Source organism: Planctomicrobium limosum, from assembly GCF_051465645.1.
Lineage (GTDB): Bacteria > Planctomycetota > Planctomycetia > Planctomycetales > Planctomycetaceae > Planctomicrobium.
Map to the genome: position 1 here is coordinate 3,223,593 of NZ_CP195790.1, position 18,555 is coordinate 3,242,147.

The following is an 18,555-nucleotide window of genomic DNA, read 5'->3' on the forward strand; positions in this document are numbered from 1 at the left end:
TTGTTAGAGACTCATGGAATTCGATTTGACCGGACCCGATTCTGGGTCATTCATCGTCGTCGGGAGTACGGCCCCTTCGACTATGAATGGATCGATGACCTGAGTGGGATGGAACTGCACTATAAGGGAATCAAGTTCGGAGAGATCTGCAGCTACGAAGAACTCTTCGCCGACATGAGGGAGTTTCGACTCCCAATGAAAGTCGTCCACGTCGCCTGTGTCGTCATCGGAACATCCGCAATTGGAATCGCTCGCGGCTATAACTCACACGAGCGTCAGGAGTTCCTTGAGAAGATGCTACACGAATTCAACTGTCACCGATTTGTGCCGCCTGATCACAAACCGGAATAAAACTACTGGAAATCCCCGCAGAATTCTGGACGATAGCACTTATCCAGTGCGGTGATTCCATCTCTTTCAAATGACCGAACAGGGTGAGATTGATCGCACCTGCGAGTTTCCGTCTTGAGTTGACGGAAAACAATCAGCTAAAGTCTCGTCGAAGCCAACGGATTGGCCGTCGATAAACCGAGTAGTAGATAGAGAATGCGGTGAGTTCAGCAACAGGGACGGAGCGAACGCCGGCGCACCCTCAATCAAATGGGGGGCTCTTCGCCAATTTGCTGCGGTCATTAACTCTGATGACTGCCCGCCGCCCTGGTGTCACTCTCGCTATCGTGGCCATTGCGACAATCGCCTGCATTGGAATCACGGCTCGCTTCCTGACTTTCAAAACAAACCGGGCAGATCTGATTGATCCCGGTCAGGAATTTCATCAACGCTGGGTGAGTTTCGTTGAGGAATTCGGTGATGACTCCGACATCGTCGTTGCAGTCGAAGGCAGAAGCCCTGAGCAGATCCGTCCTGTTCTCGACCGGATTGGAACACAGCTCACGGAAGAGTCAGAGCTGTTCTCTCGTGTCCTCTACAAAGTTGACCCGACAGCACTGCGTCACAAGGCGTTGCAGTACCTGAATCCAACAGAACTGGAGCAAGCCAATTCCCGGTTGGAAATGTACGCCCCGATACTGGAAGGCCACTGGAATCGGGCAGGACTTGAATCCTATTCCCGCCGACTGGCTGACCACATTCAATTGCTCTCTCAGCGACAGGCCAACAACGAGCTATCGTCCCTGCTGGTACAGACCCAACAGCTGGTCGCCAGCCTGAGCGATTTCATTCAGAATCCTGAAGGGTTCAGCAACCCGTGGCCTGAGGTCGTTTCTCCGAATTCATTCCCTCATGCAAATGTCACGGAACCTCAGTATCAGCTGACTCCAAATGGCAAGATGGGGTTTGTTCTTGCATTGCCTCGGAATGTTTCGACCGACTTTTCCGGGTCGTCTCGTTCCATCGCCAGAATGACCAAAATCCTGGATGATGCCCGACTGGAATTCCCTGAAGTCCGCATCGGCATGACAGGGATTCCTGTTCTTGAAGCGGACGAGATGCGACGTTCACAGTCGGACATGGCAGCCGCATCAGTGATTTCCTTCATCGGTGTCTTGATGATCTCATTGATCGGGTTCCGCGGAATCCGACACCCAATGATGTCCATGTCGATGATTGCTGTCGGAACCGCATGGGCGATGGGATTCGCCACCGTTGCCGTCGGACATCTCAACATTCTCTCCATGTCCTTCGTCACGATTCTCATTGGAGTCGGCGACTACGGAACCCACTATGTCGCTTCCTACCTGGAGAACCGCCACAAAGGGCTTTCTCTGATGGATGCTCTTGGGGAAACAACACAAACCGTTGGTCCCGGCATTGTGACAGCGGCAATCACAACATCGCTTTCTTTCTTCGCTGCGGCCTTCACCACATTTCTGGGTGTTGCTGAACTCGGCATCATTGCCGGGGGCGGAATCCTGCTATGTGCCGTTGCGACGTTTGCAGTCCTGCCTCCTTTGATTGCATTGGCCGACCGAAAACTCGAACCACGCCAGTTGCCTGTTCCGTTTCAGGGACAGATGTTGCGAAAGGTTTTGAAAGGATATCCCGGGTCAGTCGCCGTCATTGGGCTCGTGATTCTTGCTGTTCTGACGATCTCGATTTTTGAAATCCGGGACGGGAGCGTCACATTTCGCCTGCGTTACGACTACAACCTATTGAACATGCAGGCCAAAGGAGTTGAATCCGTTGAACTGCAGAAGAAGATCTTCGAAGAAGCAAACGGGTCACTGCTTTATGCCGTCTCAACAACGGATTCGCCGCAACATGTTCGCATTCTGAAAGAGCAGTTCCTCGAACTGCCAACAGTTTCGCGTGTCGAAGATCTCGCTGGTTATCTGCCGACGTATTCTGCTGATGAAACCAACCTTCTTGTTCAGGCAATCCATGCTCGACTGAGTGGGCTTTCAGAACTCCCTCGCGGAATTCCCCAACTCGATCCATCGGCAATTGGTGCGGCACTTGAGAACTTGCTCGCAGCACTCAAGTCGCAATCCGATCCACTCGCACAAGCCACCAGTATGCAGCTCGACGCCATGTTGAATGGTCTCGATCAGCTTCCGCTGGAACACCAGATTCAGCTTCTTGCAGGTTATCAGCAAGGGATGTTGATCTCGCTGCACCGTCAGTTCCAGATGCTCGCAGCCATCTCCAACCCGGAACCGATAACCGCCAACGACTTCCCGGAAGCATTGCGTTCCCGCTTCGTTTCAAACTCTGGTGACTGGCTCCTGCGGGTGTATCCGATGCAGGAAATTTGGGACGAAGAACCTCTCACTCAATTCGTGAAAGACGTTCGCAGTGTGGACTCCGACGTAACAGGAACACCGCTGCAGAATTTTGAAGCGGCCCATCAGATTCAGCAGAGCTACGCAAACGCAGCGATTTATGCAGCCGGGGTCATCATCATCGTCTTGCTGATCGATGTTCTTGGAACAGGCACACTGTTCATTTCACTGATTGCCCCGTTAGCTGCCGTCGGGCTGTCGGTGATGCTGATGCAGCGATCAGGAACGCCACTCAACCCGGTCTGGCTGATCAGTCTGTATCTGGCCGTTGCAGTGACCGTCGCTTCCATCATCGACTTCGAGAAGGCACGCATCGCGCTCCTCGCACTCTTCCCTCCTCTTGGCGGGTTGTTACTGATGTTTGGAATTCTGTCTTTGGCAGACGTCAACCTGAATCCCGCCAACCTGATTGTCCTGCCACTGATCATGGGGATCGGGATGGACAGCGGAGTCTATGTGATCCACGACTTCCGCCATCAGAAAGGGACATACCAGATGACCCGGAGTACGGTGAACGCAGTGACGATGACCTCACTGACAACGATGGTCGGCTTTGGCAGTATGATGGTCGCCGCACATCAAGGTCTGGTCTCGCTGGGAATGGTGCTCACAATTGGTGTCGCCAGCTGCCTGTTCGTTTCACTTGTTCTCCTGCCAGCGGTTCTCACTCTGATTGCGAGAAACCGCGTTGTCGCAGAAGACTCACAAGAAGATCCTGAAGAGAACGAACCGAACAACGAACTCTCGACTGACGATGATGCCCTTGTCGTCCCGATGAACAGGTCGGTCAACTTCGTCGCTTAGAGCGAACCGAAATTGATGTCGCTGAATTTGGGGACGCGCATCCCGAATTCCATCTCTAAAGTTGACCGGTCAGAACCAGCTGACAATCGTCGCTTCGCTCAACAAAAGGCCGCTTTCGCAACGGCATTGATTCGATACAAATCTTCTGAAATTCGAAGTCAGACACTGTCAATCGATTCAAAGATCTCTTATACATCGAATTCACAAAATATCGGGCCCACCGAGTTAAAGCATCGCCCTGATCGTAACCTCGCATCTTGGACTGGACGACGCTTGCTGCACGCTTGCCGTTCAGCCACCTCAGACAGGACCACATCATGAGGATTGCCAGTTTTTCGCTTCTGTTTGTCTTCGTACTGAACATGACAGTGCATGCGGAAGACAAAATTCAGGTGCTGAAAAATGCGGGTTCTGAGACCCCATCCACAATGATGGACACCTGGATCAACAAGCAGACTGAGCAGGCGTTTGCGGACTGGAAAAAACGCTATGACACGCTGAAGACTCCAGAAGAAATTGCACAATACCAGAAGCAGATTCGAGAGCAATTCGTCAGTCATATCGGAGGCTTTCCAGAACGAACCGAACTGAATGCCAAAGTCGTCGACATCGTCCCACGTGAGGGATATCGAGTCGAGAAAATCCTGTTCGAAAGCCAACCAAAACATTACGTCACCGGCCTGGCATTCGTTCCACACTCCCCGAAATTCCAAGCCCCATATCCAGCTGTACTCATTGTCTGTGGGCATTCTGATAACGGAAAAGCCTACGCCGGTTACCAGACAGGTGCAGCACTCGCGGCCTTGCACGGAATGATCGGCTATGTGATTGATCCGATCTGCCAGGGCGAACGCTACGAACACTTGAATGACGACGGCAGCATCGCAGTAAAAAGCACCACGACAGGACATACACTGTTCGGGCTCGGAGCGATTCTGCTCGGCCAGAATACCGCTCGCAATGAAATCTGGGACGGCATGCGAGCCATTGATTACCTGCAACAGCGGGACGACGTGAATCCCGATCTCATTGGCTGTATGGGAAACAGTGGTGGTGGAACTCAGGCAGCCTACCTGATGGCACTTGACGATCGCATTAAAGCGGCATCTCCTTCCTGCTATATCACCTCGCTCGAACACGTCCTGAAAGAGATCGGGCCGCAAGACGCAGAACAGATCATCTTTGGCCAGCTCGATTGGGGAATGGAACACTCCGACTTCCTGATCATGCGTGCTCCAACTCCGATCCTGATGTGCACTGCGACACAGGATTTCTTCTCGATTGAAGGAGCCTGGAAGACATACCGAAATTCCAAGCGAATCTATGGTCGCCTTGGCTATCCGGAACGAGTCAGTCTGACAGAAGCCGACCTGAAACATGGTTGGAACAAACCGCTTCGTGAATCGGCTGTTCAATGGATGTCTCGCTGGCTCGCCGGTCGCGATATCCCTGTCAGCGAACCAGACAACATTCAAACGCTGACAGACGCTGAAGCCACTGTCACCAAGCGTGGTCAGGTGAATCTGATCGCCGGAGCCAAATCCGCTTTCGATCTGAATCACGAAGAATTCACCAGACTCAAAGCACAGCGTGAAGAACTCTGGAAATCCCCAGAGAATGCGATTCAGAAGGTACGTCAGATCGCAGGAATTCGACCGATTGCAGACATCCCTGCCGTCAAAGCGAAGAAGACTGGTGAAACCAAAGGCGAAGGGGTCACCATCGAGCACTGGATCCTCGAACCGACCGAAGGCATTGCTCTCCCTGCATTGCTCTATCGACCTGCGGAAGCCACTCAGAGCCCTGTGCTGTTCGTGCATCAAGGCGGCAAACAGGCAGAGTATCAGGATTCAGAACGCACCCTTTCAGCGAAAGCTCTGGCTCTGAAAGGACACACCGTTCTCGCGGTTGACGTGCGTGGAACAGGTGAAACCGCAGCAGTCGACAAGCCTTGGTATGACAAGCGATTCGGAAACGACGGCCGACATCTGGCAACCGCCTACCTGCTGGGATTGAATTACACAGGTCTTCGAGCTGAAGACCTGCTCGTCTCCGCCCGCTGGTTGCTGGAGAATGAAAAGCTTCCGCTTGATGGTCAGAAGCTGAAACTCATCTCAATTGGTCAGACAGGCCTTCCTGCGCTCCATGCGAGCGCTGTCGAACCGAAGCTGTTCGACAAAGTGACTCTCATCAACTCACTCTCCGGCTGGGAAACCATCATCACTTCTCGAAACTCTCAGGATCAACTCGTGAATTGCATTCACGGAGCCTTGAGAGCCTATGACATCAGTGACCTGATCGCATCTCTCGATGGTCGGGTTGAAGTGATTGCACCAGTCGATGCAATGTTGAAGAAATAGCGATTCATCTGCGCTCAAAATAGCCTGCCAACATCCCGCTTTCAGAGCAGTGTCGATGGACTTCGATCCACTCGACACCGCTCTTTCTCACTTCGTGCTCAACCTGACGCACGCTCTATATTACAAGCAAAGAGTACAGACATTTCCTGCGATTGTGATTTAACGACATATACTTGATCAGGAATGCGATTTAGCAATGACGTACGCAAAATCGCATTCCTTTACCTGCCATTCCTCTTTGACTCCGATTCCAACCACATGATTACCGCACGTTTCCCCGCCAACCGCCGTCAACGCGGTTTCACCCTCATCGAACTCCTCGTTGTTATCGCCATCATCGCCATTCTGATTGCACTGCTGCTCCCAGCCGTTCAACAGGCTCGTGAAGCTGCACGACGATCTCAATGTAAGAACAACCTCAAACAGCTCGGGCTCGCACTCCACAACTACGGCGACACTTATGGTCAGTTCCCAATCGCATCATTTCCACTCATTGCCCCAGCGTCTGGCCGTGTCAAATCCGTCTCCTGGATTGTGCGAGTGTTTCCAATGATGGAGCAGGGAGCAGCGTACAATCAGATCAATTTCAGCTCTGACTTTACCGCCCAGGACGGACCTGACAGAAACTGGCAGCTTCGACAGTCTCTGCGAGTCGCAGGACTGAACTGTCCTTCAAGCTCCCTCCCTAGTACGCGAGTCGACCCAACTACGAATTCCAGCTCGGTCGGTGCACCGGCATCTATCACGGTCCAGGTTTCTGATTATGCAGGGATTGCAGGCGGTGCAATTCATCCTCAGACAGGCGCAGCACCAATTGAATCCGGACTAGGAACATTCGGTTTGATTGTCACGAATGGCGTCATAGTGAATTCAGCAAGTTACAACGCCAGCGGTGCCACCGCCACAGTTGAGAGTTCCCGTAGTGGAGTGAAAATTTCCGAAATCACCGATGGCACATCGAACACATTGATGGTTGCAGAACAGAGTGCTCCAGATCCAACCTGTATTTACTCAGGTAAGGATTGCCGATCCGCAGGCCACAACGGCGGGATGTGGTCGGGCGGAAATGGAGGAAATAACTGGTCAGCCGGCATAACAGCCCCGCGATTGGGAATCAACTCAAAGCAAACGACAACCTATTCAATCGACCCATACAGGACGAACACAAAGATCATTTCGCAGCACACCGGGGGAGCTCACGGGTGCATGGCAGACGGAAGCGTTCGGTTCCTTTCCGAGAACATGGACTACAATACGTTCATGGCACTCTGTGCTCGTAACGATGGAGTCGTAATCGGTGAGTTCTAGACCGTTTCGGTCTGCCATGTGTTCTCTAAGAACGAAAAAAATCCATCCAGCGAGTCCACGATTGGAGCTTTGCTGGATGGATTTCTGTTTGATTGCGCCTGAACGGTCAGACCAATGAAGGCGACGTCTTCAGATCAGCTTTCATCTTCTTCGTAGTCTTCATCTTCATCGTCTTCATCTGGATCATAGTCCGGGTGCAATGGATGGCTTGGATCGAAAAAGAAGTCTCCCAGCCCCATCGGAATGGCGTTGCCACCGAGTGAACTGCGTTTCTTCTCCGCCAGCGATTGCAAATCGAGTGCATCCTGTCCAAGGCATTTTTCCAGTGAGTTCAACCAGGCTTCGTCTTTTGACAGCGGATGTTCCGGATCGATCGCCAGTTGCTTCAAGGCGTATCGCAACACGTTAATGCCGTCTCGTGTTGAGAAATCGAGCTTCAGTTCATGCGATTGCTGAAGGAACTCGACAGTGAGATTCAGCATCTCTTCTTCAGAGAACGGCAGATGGTATTTCAGAATCGCCATCTCGTCTTCGCGGGCAGGGAACCCGAGCGTCAGACTCGGTTGCAAGCGACTGAGGATGTAGTCCGGAATTTCGTAAGTTGAATCGTCTTCGTTCATGGTGACGGCACAACGGAAATCCGGATGCGCGTTGATCGTGATCCCAGCTACGATCGATTCAACGTAGCGACGGTGATCGAGAAGCGGAGCCAGACTGGCCCAGGACTTCTCGTTCATGCGATTCCCTTCGTCTAATACACAGACGCCGCCACGAATCATTGCGGTCACAAGCGGAGAAGCCTGATACTGGATCTTGCCACTCTCGGCGAGGACAGGAGTCACCAGCAAGTCTTCCGGGCGGGTGTCGGCAGTACACTGATAGATGTACAACTCCTGATTTCGCACCCGAGCTGCAGCGATTCCCAGAGACGTCTTTCCAATTCCTGGAGTTCCGACCAGCCGAGGAGTCAGCGGTAAGTCACGAGGATCGACGACCAGCCAGCAGGCGAGAAGCTGCTTCAGAATTTCGCGTTGTCCGATCCACTCCCCACTGGAATGGTCCGGGTGCCCTAAATGCAGGCGAATGCCATCGATTTCGACGAAGTCCTTCATAAATTTGCTTTTTCGCTCCAGATGGCGTCACAGACCAAGACACAAAAATCCAAACAACGGTAGATCAAAGCGTGTCGTGATGCAGATATTTCTGCACAGACACGAGTCATCACTCGAACCACGCTTTGAAGCACTGTCCGGGCCACTGGAGATCTTACACTCTCGGTCAACCGTTTGCCTCGCCACAAACAGGACCAGACTCTCCCACCCATAACTCAATGTGCAAACAGAGATTACGGCATCTGAATAATCTCAGCACCCTCGCCCTACTCGCCTGGAGAGCGGAACGTGTTGCGAATTCACGCACCTTTCCGATATTCCGAACCGGCTGTTTGTGCAGGTGAAATCAGGAGCGCCATAACGCTTCGACAGCGTATTTTCGCCCTTTCCTCTCGTTGAATTCAACAAAAAATTGACGCAAACTACTTCGGCCGAATATAAAAACACGATAATATAGAAGTGGAAAACACATCACAGGTGACACAATCTTGACACCTGATAAACCCAGCCGATCTGTCAGTGTTCCACTGATTTAGGAGTCTGGTCTGCATGGTTGCGACGATCGAAGCGTTCTCAGAACAGCTACTGAAAAGCCGAATTGTTTCTGACAAAAGCGCCAAAGCGTTTCTGGAACACCCGGAAGTGCAGGGGGCCGCTGATGCTGTTGCCGTTGCCAGAATTGCAATTCGGGCCAAATTGCTGACGCGTTATCAGGCAGAAGAAATTTTGCGGGGACGCGGTCGACGGTTGAGAATCAACAACTACATCCTGCTCGATATCCTCGGGTTCGGCGGGATGGGTCTGGTCTATGTTGCTCGCCCGGAAAACAGCGAAGAACGAGTCGCAATCAAAGTTCTAGGGGAACAATTCAAGCACGATTCCGGAATGCGTGCCCGTTTCCAGATGGAAGCCAAAGCCGGGATGCGGCTGGACCACCACCGCCTGATTCGCACTCTGGAACTCGGAGAGAAAGTCGATCTCTTCGGATCTGCTGACTTTATGGTGATGGAACTGTTCGAAGGAGTGACCCTCCTTGAAGGAATCAGTTTCTCAAACGGCCCCATGAAATGGGACTCCACCTGTGACGTCGTTTGCCAGGCAGCAAAGGGACTCTCCTATCTGCACGAGCAGGGGATGGTTCACCGTGACGTCAAGCCGGACAATATTCTTGTCGACGCCGATGGGCAGGCGAAGCTTCTCGACTTCGGGCTGACACTGGTGAATCAGGCCGGAAGCGACGACGAATTCTCGCTCTCGATGATCTTTGGGCATGAGTGTCTGGGAACCCCTGACTACATTGCTCCAGAGCAATCTCTCAACAGCATGACTGTGGACGGGCGAGCAGATATCTACAGCTTGGGGTGTTCGTTGTACGTCTGCCTGACAGCACAACGTCCATTTCCGAGAGAAACTCGACCAGCAGTCGTTCAGGCACACCGTACCGACCCGCGACCACGAGTCGACACCGTCAATCCCGGGGTCCCTAAAGAGTTGTGCGACATCATTGAACAGATGATGGCGATCAACCCTGCGGAACGCCCTCAAACGATGGCACAAGTTCGCGGGCTGCTTCGCCCTTTCCGTCGCCAACGCCGCTGGGCATTTGCCTTTGATCACGTGATCAACAGGCGCAAGGAACTCAAACGGGCACTTGTCACCAAATCACGTTTGAACAGTATTCAGGCGAACCGGTCCACGAAGCTCAATTCCACTTCGGCCACAGACCCACCAGGGAAGCATCTCTCAGTAAGCGATGATGCTTTGCCGAACGGTGATCAGGAACTGTAATCAACAGCAGGCAACTTCATCCTCGCCATGCCTTAAAACAATAGAAGACTGGTTCGTTTGAACCAGTCTTCTTTCATTCAGCCAGTTGATCAAAGCGACCGCAAGCTAAAGCCACCGCCAGTCGCTGCGACCGCATGCAACGACCAGAGTCTCTCGCGGCATACTATGACGCTGCGTCAATCACTTCTTCGTCGACATAGATCGGAAGATGCGGACTGTAGTGTGCGGCCAGCGCAATCGCATCACTAGGGCGACTGTCGACTTCCACCAGATCCCCATCAAGGCGAATTCGGATCACAGAGTAGTAGGTGTGCTCGACGAGATTTGTGATAATCACGTCCTGCACTTCTCCTCCCATCTCCTGAATCACATTCTTGAGAAGATCGTGTGTCAGGGGTCGAGGTGGAACATGGCCCTGCACCCGACGATCGATACTTGTTGCCTCGAAGATTCCGATCAAAATTGGAAACGAACGATCGCCATCAACTTCACGCAAGAACACGACCTGCTGGTCGTTGATCTCACTCATAATGATCCTGGCAAGTTCCATGCGGACAAGCACAGACAGTTCCCCCTTAAGACCGGTCAGTCGATCACGAGCCGCGTGAGCAGCCATTTCACAGTTGAAATCGTTTCCGCGTGCCAGAGACCACTACTTCACTTCATTACAGAACAAACTCGAACAAGTCAGTATAGAAATGTGGATTTCACCGCGACAAGTGGACGCCCTCTTCTCCCTGCAAACAATCTTGCCCCAGCCTACACCCTGAACGTGCAACCGTGCAGACGATCCCCATCAAAATCAAGAAACCTGTGCCGTAATCATCAGGCACAGGTTTCGAACCTGAAGATTCAATTTTGCACTTTCGTGCACGTAAATTAGACGCGACGCAGGAACGACAATCGCCCCTGCTCGACCCATTCCGCGACAATCAGATTGCCGTTGGCATCAAACGTTGTATCGTGCGGGTGAACAAAGCGACCATTTTTCCAAGTGTTCGGCTGGGCTCGCATTTTATAAGGGCGACCATCGAGCACCTGCGTCGTCCAGCCTTCATGGAAGCCTAGATTCGCGACGAGTTCGTTTTTGCCGTTCAGGATCGTCACTCGTGCATGCAAGTCAGCAATGACGAGAAACTCTCCCTGTGAATCAATTGCAGAGGGATAGCTGATTCCGTAAACCGAGACCGATGGAACGGACACATCGTCGACGGTCTTTTGCTCCCCGGCCGTCCCGTTCAGATCTTTCTTATCGACTGGAACTCCCTGCACCACATTCAAGGGTTTGAGATCCAGAGAAAAGAACTGCAACCGCGAATTTGCACGGTCCGCAACAACGATTTTAGGCTGCGCCGGATCTCTGTTATCCAGCCATTGCCCATGTGGTGTTTTGAACTGGCCGACCTTGTCCCCCAGTCCTCCCCAGGTCCGAACCCAGACTCCATCTTTATCGTACTGATGAAGATAATGTGAGCCGTAACCATCACCGACATACAACTCGTTTGATGGCCCGAAACAGACATTTGTCGGGCTGAAGAAGTTCCGATCGTCGTAGACTCCGGCCTTCTCTGGTGCAGGCAGTTTCCAGACCAATTCCCCTTTCGTGTCGTATTTCACGACCACGCGATGAGGAGCAGTCACGGAACAGTACAGGTACTCGACGCCCCCTTCTTCACGAATGTCGATGCCGTGATTTCCGCCGGCAAACTCGGCTCCAAAGGAGCGAATGAATTTTCCTTGCGGATCAAAGACAACGACCGTATCGCAAGGTGCTTTCTCATCGCCCTGATGCGTCACATAGACCGTTCCATCTTTCCCGATCGCAACGCCGTGAGTGTTGCGCCAGCGGATGGTGTCAGGAAGCTGGCCCCAATTGTGGTGACACTCAAACTTCCAGTCACCTTCCCCAATAATGACGGGACCTGAACCTGACTTCGATTCTCCTCGGAGAATCGCTGGAGCAAAACCTGAAGCGAGGAGCGCAGAACCGGTTTGCTTGAGAAATGTACGACGACTGGACAGCGAAGCCACACGTGCCTCCCGAAGAAATGAGAGCGAAGGGAATTGGCTCTATGATAAACGATGAAAATCAACTTGAGCAGAGAAAAGTTTCAACAACTTAACATTAAGACGATTGGCGTATCGAAGAGTCGCGGCAAACCAGTTGAATCGACCTGAGAATTCACGCCAAATTCATATGACTCATTTTGCATCCTGAAACCGAGATCTTCAGGACCAGGTGACCACCACCCTGCCGCATCACTGAACGAATTGTTCCAGAACAACCAACCTGCTTTTTGCCCAGTGACAAACGTCGACCAAAGAACCTTCAGAACCACGGCGTTCCTCAACTGGTTGACTTGAATGTGAGACACCCAAGTCACGGGAATCGGAACGCTAATGATTGGCGACTTTCAATCACGAACACTCCGTGATCACGAATCGCATTTAAAAGCAAAGCCGTTCAGGACAACAACAGCAATCTGGCAGCAAATTCAACCTGATCAACGGGATATCGCTTTTGAGGGAGTCGCGTTTTCACTTTCCCTGCCACCGCCCCAAGAGATGCCACGAACCACAGAACAGGGATTCCACGCACACATCAACGCGACTCCATGTGGTCTTCCCCATCAGCACGACACGCATTAACAGAAGGAAACATAAATCAGGTTACGGCTTCTTCTGCGCTTCAGCGTAAATCTGATCGAACAGGCCACCTTCCGCAAAGAACTTCTTCTGCACGGAATCCCAGCCATCCGCGAAATCCGTAATCGTAAACATCTTCATGGAAGGAAAATGCTCTGCGTGCGCGGCCAGCACTTCGGGATCACTCGGGCGAAAGTGATGCTTCGCAATGATTTCCTGACCAGAACGGGTATAGAGATAGCTCAGGTAGGCTTTCGCGTGCCCCCGCGTCCCCTTCACATCAACAATTGCATCGACGATCGCGACATGGGGCTCATGTAGAATGCTCTGTTTCGGGTACACAATCTCCAGTGCCCCCGCAGACTCTTCCACTTCCAACCAGGCCTCACTCTCCAGAGCAATGTGAACATCGCCAATTCCCTTTTGAGCGAACGTGCTGGTCGCCCCACGAGCTCCTGTATCGAGTACCGGAACGCGATGATAAAGATCTGCAACAAACTTCCTGGCGTCCTCTTCGGTTCCACCTGACGCGATCACATTTCCCCACGCCGCGAGCAGACTCAGCTTTCCGTTTCCGGAGGTCTTCGGATTCGGGGTCACAATCCCCACATCCCCAACCAAAAGATCTTTCCAATCCTTGATCCCCTTTGGATTCCCTTTTCGAACAACAAACACAACCGTCGAGGTGTACGGCAGCGAGCGATTCGGAAACTCGTCTTCCCAGCCAGCCTTCATCATTCCTTTTTTATGGATGACATTCGTGTCAGACCAGATCGACAACGTGGCAACATCCGCTTCCAACCCATCAATCACCGCTCGCGCCTGACTTCCAGACGCCCCATGTGACTGCAGAATCGACAATCGGATTCCCGTCTCCTTTTCATACGCGGGAATGAATGCGAGGTTCACATCCTTCCACAGCTCACGAGTTGGGTCGTAGGACACATTCAGTAACTGATGCGACTTTGGCTTTGCGCCGAAGCATCCCAGCCCTGTCAGAAGTAGCACGAAGGCACCCGCAGTGAGTCCTGCTGTCCGCCAAATTCCGAAACGCCCGCGACAAGCTCGCATGAAAGACATCTGCATGGTGCCCTGACCCGTTGAACCGTTCTTAAAACAACGACAAGGTGAGTAGTCTTTATGCCAAATTTCGTTCTGTCAAGGAGAGGCGAACGGAGAGCACCGCGAAAATCATGAGGAAGACAGAACGTAAACCACTCCACTCTCGCCATTTACGTAAACCACAGAAAACATTTCGCTTGTATTGCTGAGAAAGTAGCGTCGAACTACAATCTCTCGCTTCGCCGAGGTCCACCAGCTTTGCTGCGTGGCACCTTTCGCCTCTGAGAGCGAATTGCTCGAAGTGCGTTCAAACGGCAATGATTTCGATTGGCAAAATTCCTGGCTCTGCACTGCCTAATTCCGGCAGGACACAACCAGATGATGCTCTAGAAACGAACTTGGTCGGATCAATGAAAGACGGCATTCACCCAAAATACCAGCGAGTCGTATTTCACGACGTCGGTGCTGATTACAAGTTTCTGACGGCATCAACGATGTCATCAAAAGAAACGATCCAGTGGGAAGACGGGAAAGAATACCCGCTGATCACTGTCGACATCAGCTCCGCTTCACACCCGTTCTTCACCGGGAAACTGAAGTACGTCGACAGCGCTGGTCGTGTCGAAAAGTTCCAGAAGAAATACAACTGGGCCAAGAAAGAAGAGCAGGCGTAAATCGCCTGGCGGAAGCGTTCCACGCTCCGGCCTTCAATTTGACTCTCGCATCAGGACGCTTCCAATTTTCAGAGGAAGCGTCCTTTTGTCGCTTCGAATCAGCAGTATGGCGGGATATTATTCCTGAAATGCCATTGATGTCGTTGCAGACAAGGCGGTCGATTCCGGAACACTCCGGGGACGACCAACCGAAATCGAGCGATCGAAGACCACTGACTCGAACTCTATTGCTTCAGATATGGCAACTCCGCTGAACTACGTTGCCGTTGTCCTTTTGCAAGAATAAGAAATGATTTCAGGTTTGTTTCACCGTCCATTCCATTAGTGCCGCTCACTCATTCACCTGACCAATCGGCAGGCGTGTCATGTCGCAGCCCAATGGCCCGACACACGTCACTAATGACAAGAGTTTGTACTACCACTGCGATGGACGAGACACATTTCAGCTGTCTGCCCACTTCGCTTTCGAAATGGATGAAGAAACATGTTTCCCAGCCTTGAAATCAAATTGAAACGCTTCGAGGACCTTGAACTGCAACTGCAGGATCCTGAGATCCTTTCTAGCCCGTCGAAGCTTGTTGAAATTCAGCGTGAGTATGGCGGCCTGCGAAAAGTTGCCTCATCGGTCCGCAGCTATCACCAACTCATCGACGACATCGCCGCTGCACAGGAGATGCTGGACTCGGAATCTGATCCTGCTTCACGTGCCTATGCCAAGCAGGAGTTGAAAGATCTCGAAGTCAAGCGAGATGAACTTCAGACTGAACTGGAAGACATTGTCACCGCGGGCGACTCAATCACACGCGGCGGCCTGATCATGGAAATCCGCGCCGGAACAGGGGGCGAAGAAGCCGCACTGTTCGCAGGCAACCTCTTCGAAATGTACTCGCGCTATGTGGAAAATCGCGGGTGGAAGATGGAGTTGATGGAATCCTATCCTTCAGAAATGGGTGGGTTCAAAGAAATCACTTTCTCCGTGACGGGAGAAGGCGCCTTCCACGAATTGCAGTTCGAAAGCGGTGGACACCGCGTTCAGCGTGTGCCGGAAACCGAGGCACAAGGTCGCGTACACACCAGTGCGGCGACTGTTGCCGTGCTGCCGGAAGCAAGCGAAGTCGAACTTGTCATCCGCGACGAAGATTTGCAGATCGACACCATGCGAGCTGGCGGCCCCGGTGGACAGAAAGTCAATAAGACGGAGAGTGCCGTTCGTATCACCCACATTCCAACCGGCGTCGTTGTGAAGTGTCAGGACGAAAAGAGCCAGCACAAAAACAAAGCCAAAGCGATGCGTGTTCTTCGCTCCCGAATTCTGGAAGCCCAGCAGCGAAAAGCGGCCGAAGAACGAGCCAGCCAACGTCGAACGCTGATCGGCTCAGGCGACCGCAGCGAACGTATCCGAACCTACAACTTCCCTCAGGGACGCTGTACCGATCACCGCATCGGGCTGACGATCTATAAACTCGACCAGATCATGATGGGTGGACTCGACGAGTTAATCGCCTCCATGTTGGAGTTTGACCGCCAGGAACGTCTTAAAGGGGGCGTTTCGTAAGCCGTTCAGGTTACAATCACTCTCGGCTCGCACCGTTTCTCGGCATCAAGTTCTCTCTGTTAAATTCCGGCACCGACTCGAACTGTGGAGACAGAATCGAGTCCGCCAATAGAATGACACTACTTCGAGTAGATGACAGAGAGACGTTCACCACGCTCAGGGAAGGAACAAATCGTGTCGACCGGAGTCGCCAGTGAAGAACCTTGGACAGTCAAACGCATTCTCGACTGGACGATCAGCTTCCTGAAAGAAAAGGGAAGTGAAAGTCCGCGACTGGATGCGGAAGTGTTGCTGGCCCACTCTCGAAAATGCCATCGAATTCAGCTCTACACTCAATTCGATCAACCACTAACCGACGAGCAGCGGGCCACCATGCGGGATCTGGTGAAACGGCGTGCCGCACACGAGCCAGTCGCTTATCTCGTAGGTCACAAAGATTTCTTCAGCTTGGATTTCATCGTTCGGCCGGGTGTGTTTATCCCTCGACCAGACACCGAAATTCTGGTCATGGCCACACTGGATGCATTGAAGGAAGTTCCGGCACCAGCCGCTGTTTTGGAACTCTGTGCTGGTTCCGGGTGCGTTCCGATTTCCATCGCAAAGAACCTGACAAGTGCTCAGGTGACGACCGTCGAGAAGAATCCCGACGTTGCGAAAATCACGCAGGAAAACATTGATAAGCACGCGGTCGGCGATCGCGTGCAATTGCTCATTGGCGATTTGTTCACACCGGTCCCTAAGGGCAAACTGTTCGACGTTGTCACCAGTAATCCTCCGTATGTTCAGCGAGCCGAGATCGCAGAACTCGCCCCGGACATTCGTGACCATGAACCGCATCTGGCACTCGATGGAGGCCCGGACGGTCTGGACGTGATCCGCCGTCTTGCAGCACAATCTCCGGAATACCTGAAACCGGGTGGATGGCTGATGTTTGAGCTGAGTCCGGAACAGGCTCAGGACGGGATGCAGATTTTGAACGAAGCCGGATATACTGAGGTGGGCGTCAAGAATGACCTGAGCGGTCAAGCCAGAGTCGTCGTCGGTCGAAAGCCAAAGTAACCGACAAACCAAATCAGTGCGAAGGGATTCGCCGCATGGATATGTTCGTCATACAAGGAGGAGCGAAGCTCTCTGGCCGGATATCGGTTAGTGGGTCAAAAAACGCGACTCTGCCGATCATGGCTGCGGCGCTTGCGACTGATGGCGAAACACGCCTGAGCAACGTCCCGGATCTGGTCGATGTGCGAACCCTCTCGAAGCTTCTGCAATCACTGGGAATGTCCGTTGAAAGGTCTGCCCCAGGAACACTTTCCCTGCAACTGCAGCACGATGCCTCATCAACCGCAGACTACAATCTCGTACGCCAGATGCGAGCCAGCGTTTGCGTGTTAGGTCCGCTTCTTGCGAAACGTGGACATGCCTGCGTTTCATTGCCGGGTGGCTGCAACATCGGGCATCGCCCTATCGACCTGCACCTCAAGGGACTGGCGGCACTGGGTGCAAAGATCGATGTTCGCGGGGGGTATGTTCACGCCACAGCGAAGCAGTTGCGAGGCACATCGATTTTCTTGGGCGGACTGAACGGAAGCACCGTCACCGGCACCTGCAACGTGATGACGGCAGCGACACTCGCCAAGGGAACCACTGTCATCACAGCCGCGGCATGCGAACCTGAGGTCGTTGCGCTCGCTGATGTCCTGAATCTGATGGGAGCCATGATCACCGGCCAGGGAACTCCGCGTATCGAGATCGAAGGAGTCGACCATCTTCAGGGAACACAGGCCGAGATGATTCCCGATCGCGTGGAAGCCGCAACTCTACTGATCGCCGCGGCCATCACCAGAGGCTCGGTTACTCTCGACAAGGTGAATGCCTCTCATCTGACAGCAGTCCTTGATGTGCTGGCACAGGCTGGCTGTCGAATCATCCAGTCAGACCAAACGATTTCCCTGCAATCCAGCGACGACCTGCAGCCAGTTGATTTCACAGCTCTGCCCTACCCAGGTGTCCCGACAGACACTCAGGCTCAACTCATGGCACTGGCCTGCACGCTCTCCGGGACAAGCATCATTCACGATCAGGTATTTCCAGATCGCTTTATGCATGTGTCCGAACTCTGTCGCATGGGCGCGCAGATCCGCCAGCAGGGTGCGACCGCAATTGTTTCCGGTATTCCGCAACTGACCGGCACTGAGGTCATGGCATCCGATTTGAGAGCCAGTGCCGCACTGGTGATTGCTGGACTGGCTGCTCAGGGAGAAACAACGATTCGCAGCATCCATCATCTTGATCGAGGGTACGAACGTCTCGAAGCGAAGTTCTGTGCACTGGGAGCAAATGTTGTGCGGACTGCCGACGCGCAGGTTTCCACATTGAAGTCCCCTGCATCGCAGTTCAGTGAACCGCAACTGATCGCCGAACCCCATTTTAATCTGGTGCGGACTTCGCAAACGGAAGCCGCCGACGAACAGAAACGCTCGGCATAGACCTCTCCGGATCAGCTGA

General features: G+C 52.8%; 14 protein-coding genes. 10 read left to right on the forward strand and 4 right to left on the reverse strand.

Annotated elements, in window-relative coordinates; all coding sequences use genetic code 11:
* From SH527x_RS12085 to SH527x_RS12100, 4 genes are all read left to right on the forward strand, one after another.
* A complete protein-coding gene (locus SH527x_RS12085; protein WP_437190935.1) occupies positions 1–351 on the forward strand; it encodes a hypothetical protein in 351 nt (116 codons plus the stop codon).
* A 200-nt stretch (positions 352–551) separates the two neighbouring features.
* On the forward strand, positions 552–3,545 hold the full coding sequence (locus tag SH527x_RS12090; protein WP_437190936.1) for an MMPL family transporter: 2,994 nt from the start codon (positions 552–554) through the stop codon (positions 3,543–3,545).
* 317 nt (positions 3,546–3,862) lie between these two features.
* On the forward strand, positions 3,863–5,905 hold the full coding sequence (locus SH527x_RS12095; protein ID WP_437190937.1) for an alpha/beta hydrolase family protein: 2,043 nt from the start codon (positions 3,863–3,865) through the stop codon (positions 5,903–5,905).
* A gap of 258 nt (positions 5,906–6,163) precedes the next feature.
* Positions 6,164–7,213, forward strand: a complete 1,050-nt coding sequence (locus SH527x_RS12100; RefSeq protein ID WP_437190938.1) for a DUF1559 domain-containing protein — start codon at positions 6,164–6,166, stop codon at positions 7,211–7,213.
* Positions 7,214–7,347: 134 nt separating this feature from the next.
* On the opposite strand, the gene SH527x_RS12105 is transcribed toward SH527x_RS12100, so the two are convergent.
* Positions 7,348–8,325 carry an AAA family ATPase gene (locus SH527x_RS12105; RefSeq protein WP_437190939.1) on the reverse strand — a complete coding sequence of 326 codons (978 nt, stop codon included), beginning with the start codon at positions 8,323–8,325 and terminating at the stop codon, positions 7,348–7,350.
* A gap of 549 nt (positions 8,326–8,874) precedes the next feature.
* On the opposite strand from SH527x_RS12105, the gene SH527x_RS12110 reads away from it, so the two are divergent.
* A complete protein-coding gene (locus SH527x_RS12110; RefSeq protein ID WP_437190940.1) occupies positions 8,875–10,113 on the forward strand; it encodes a serine/threonine protein kinase in 1,239 nt (412 codons plus the stop codon).
* A gap of 163 nt (positions 10,114–10,276) precedes the next feature.
* On the opposite strand, the gene SH527x_RS12115 is transcribed toward SH527x_RS12110, so the two are convergent.
* Both SH527x_RS12115 and SH527x_RS12120 read right to left on the reverse strand, forming a co-directional pair.
* Positions 10,277–10,729 carry a bifunctional nuclease family protein gene (locus tag SH527x_RS12115; RefSeq protein WP_437190941.1) on the reverse strand — a complete coding sequence of 151 codons (453 nt, stop codon included), beginning with the start codon at positions 10,727–10,729 and terminating at the stop codon, positions 10,277–10,279.
* 263 nt (positions 10,730–10,992) lie between these two features.
* Positions 10,993–12,144, reverse strand: coding sequence for a peptidase (locus tag SH527x_RS12120; protein WP_437190942.1), 1,152 nt, complete (start codon positions 12,142–12,144; stop codon positions 10,993–10,995).
* 369 nt (positions 12,145–12,513) lie between these two features.
* On the opposite strand from SH527x_RS12120, the gene SH527x_RS12125 reads away from it, so the two are divergent.
* On the forward strand, positions 12,514–12,762 hold the full coding sequence (locus SH527x_RS12125) for a hypothetical protein (protein WP_437190943.1): 249 nt from the start codon (positions 12,514–12,516) through the stop codon (positions 12,760–12,762).
* Between the two features lie 21 nt (positions 12,763–12,783).
* Here the strand turns inward: SH527x_RS12125 and SH527x_RS12130 are convergent, their stop codons facing one another.
* On the reverse strand, positions 12,784–13,830 hold the full coding sequence (locus SH527x_RS12130; protein ID WP_437190944.1) for a sulfate ABC transporter substrate-binding protein: 1,047 nt from the start codon (positions 13,828–13,830) through the stop codon (positions 12,784–12,786).
* 401 nt (positions 13,831–14,231) lie between these two features.
* Here SH527x_RS12130 and SH527x_RS12135 point away from each other — a divergent pair, with 401 nt between their 5' ends.
* The 4 genes from SH527x_RS12135 (at position 14,232) to murA (ending at position 18,536) form a co-directional block, all read left to right on the forward strand.
* On the forward strand, positions 14,232–14,495 hold the full coding sequence (locus SH527x_RS12135) for a type B 50S ribosomal protein L31 (protein WP_437190945.1): 264 nt from the start codon (positions 14,232–14,234) through the stop codon (positions 14,493–14,495).
* A gap of 484 nt (positions 14,496–14,979) precedes the next feature.
* Positions 14,980–16,050 carry a peptide chain release factor 1 gene (prfA, locus tag SH527x_RS12140; protein ID WP_437190946.1) on the forward strand — a complete coding sequence of 357 codons (1,071 nt, stop codon included), beginning with the start codon at positions 14,980–14,982 and terminating at the stop codon, positions 16,048–16,050.
* A 174-nt stretch (positions 16,051–16,224) separates the two neighbouring features.
* Entirely contained in the window at positions 16,225–17,109 is an 885-nt protein-coding gene (gene prmC / locus SH527x_RS12145) for a peptide chain release factor N(5)-glutamine methyltransferase (protein ID WP_437190947.1), read from the forward strand.
* A 35-nt stretch (positions 17,110–17,144) separates the two neighbouring features.
* Positions 17,145–18,536: a UDP-N-acetylglucosamine 1-carboxyvinyltransferase gene (murA, locus tag SH527x_RS12150; protein ID WP_437190948.1), complete on the forward strand. Its 1,392-nt coding sequence runs from the start codon at positions 17,145–17,147 to the stop codon at positions 18,534–18,536.
* Positions 18,537–18,555 lie beyond the last annotated feature (19 nt).

Excerpts from the sequence above, each read along its gene's own strand:
- SH527x_RS12125 (WP_437190943.1), top strand. The coding sequence starts at position 12,514 with ATGATTGGCGACTTTCAATCACGAACACTCCGTGATCACGAATCGCAT.
- SH527x_RS12105 (WP_437190939.1), bottom strand. The coding sequence starts at position 8,325 with ATGAAGGACTTCGTCGAAATCGATGGCATTCGCCTGCATTTAGGGCAC.
- SH527x_RS12100 (WP_437190938.1), top strand. The coding sequence starts at position 6,164 with ATGATTACCGCACGTTTCCCCGCCAACCGCCGTCAACGCGGTTTCACC.
- SH527x_RS12130 (WP_437190944.1), bottom strand. The coding sequence starts at position 13,830 with ATGCGAGCTTGTCGCGGGCGTTTCGGAATTTGGCGGACAGCAGGACTC.
- prfA (WP_437190946.1), top strand. The coding sequence starts at position 14,980 with ATGTTTCCCAGCCTTGAAATCAAATTGAAACGCTTCGAGGACCTTGAA.
- SH527x_RS12110 (WP_437190940.1), top strand. The coding sequence starts at position 8,875 with ATGGTTGCGACGATCGAAGCGTTCTCAGAACAGCTACTGAAAAGCCGA.
- SH527x_RS12115 (WP_437190941.1), bottom strand. The coding sequence starts at position 10,729 with ATGGCTGCTCACGCGGCTCGTGATCGACTGACCGGTCTTAAGGGGGAA.
- SH527x_RS12095 (WP_437190937.1), top strand. The coding sequence starts at position 3,863 with ATGAGGATTGCCAGTTTTTCGCTTCTGTTTGTCTTCGTACTGAACATG.
- murA (WP_437190948.1), top strand. The coding sequence starts at position 17,145 with ATGGATATGTTCGTCATACAAGGAGGAGCGAAGCTCTCTGGCCGGATA.
- SH527x_RS12135 (WP_437190945.1), top strand. The coding sequence starts at position 14,232 with ATGAAAGACGGCATTCACCCAAAATACCAGCGAGTCGTATTTCACGAC.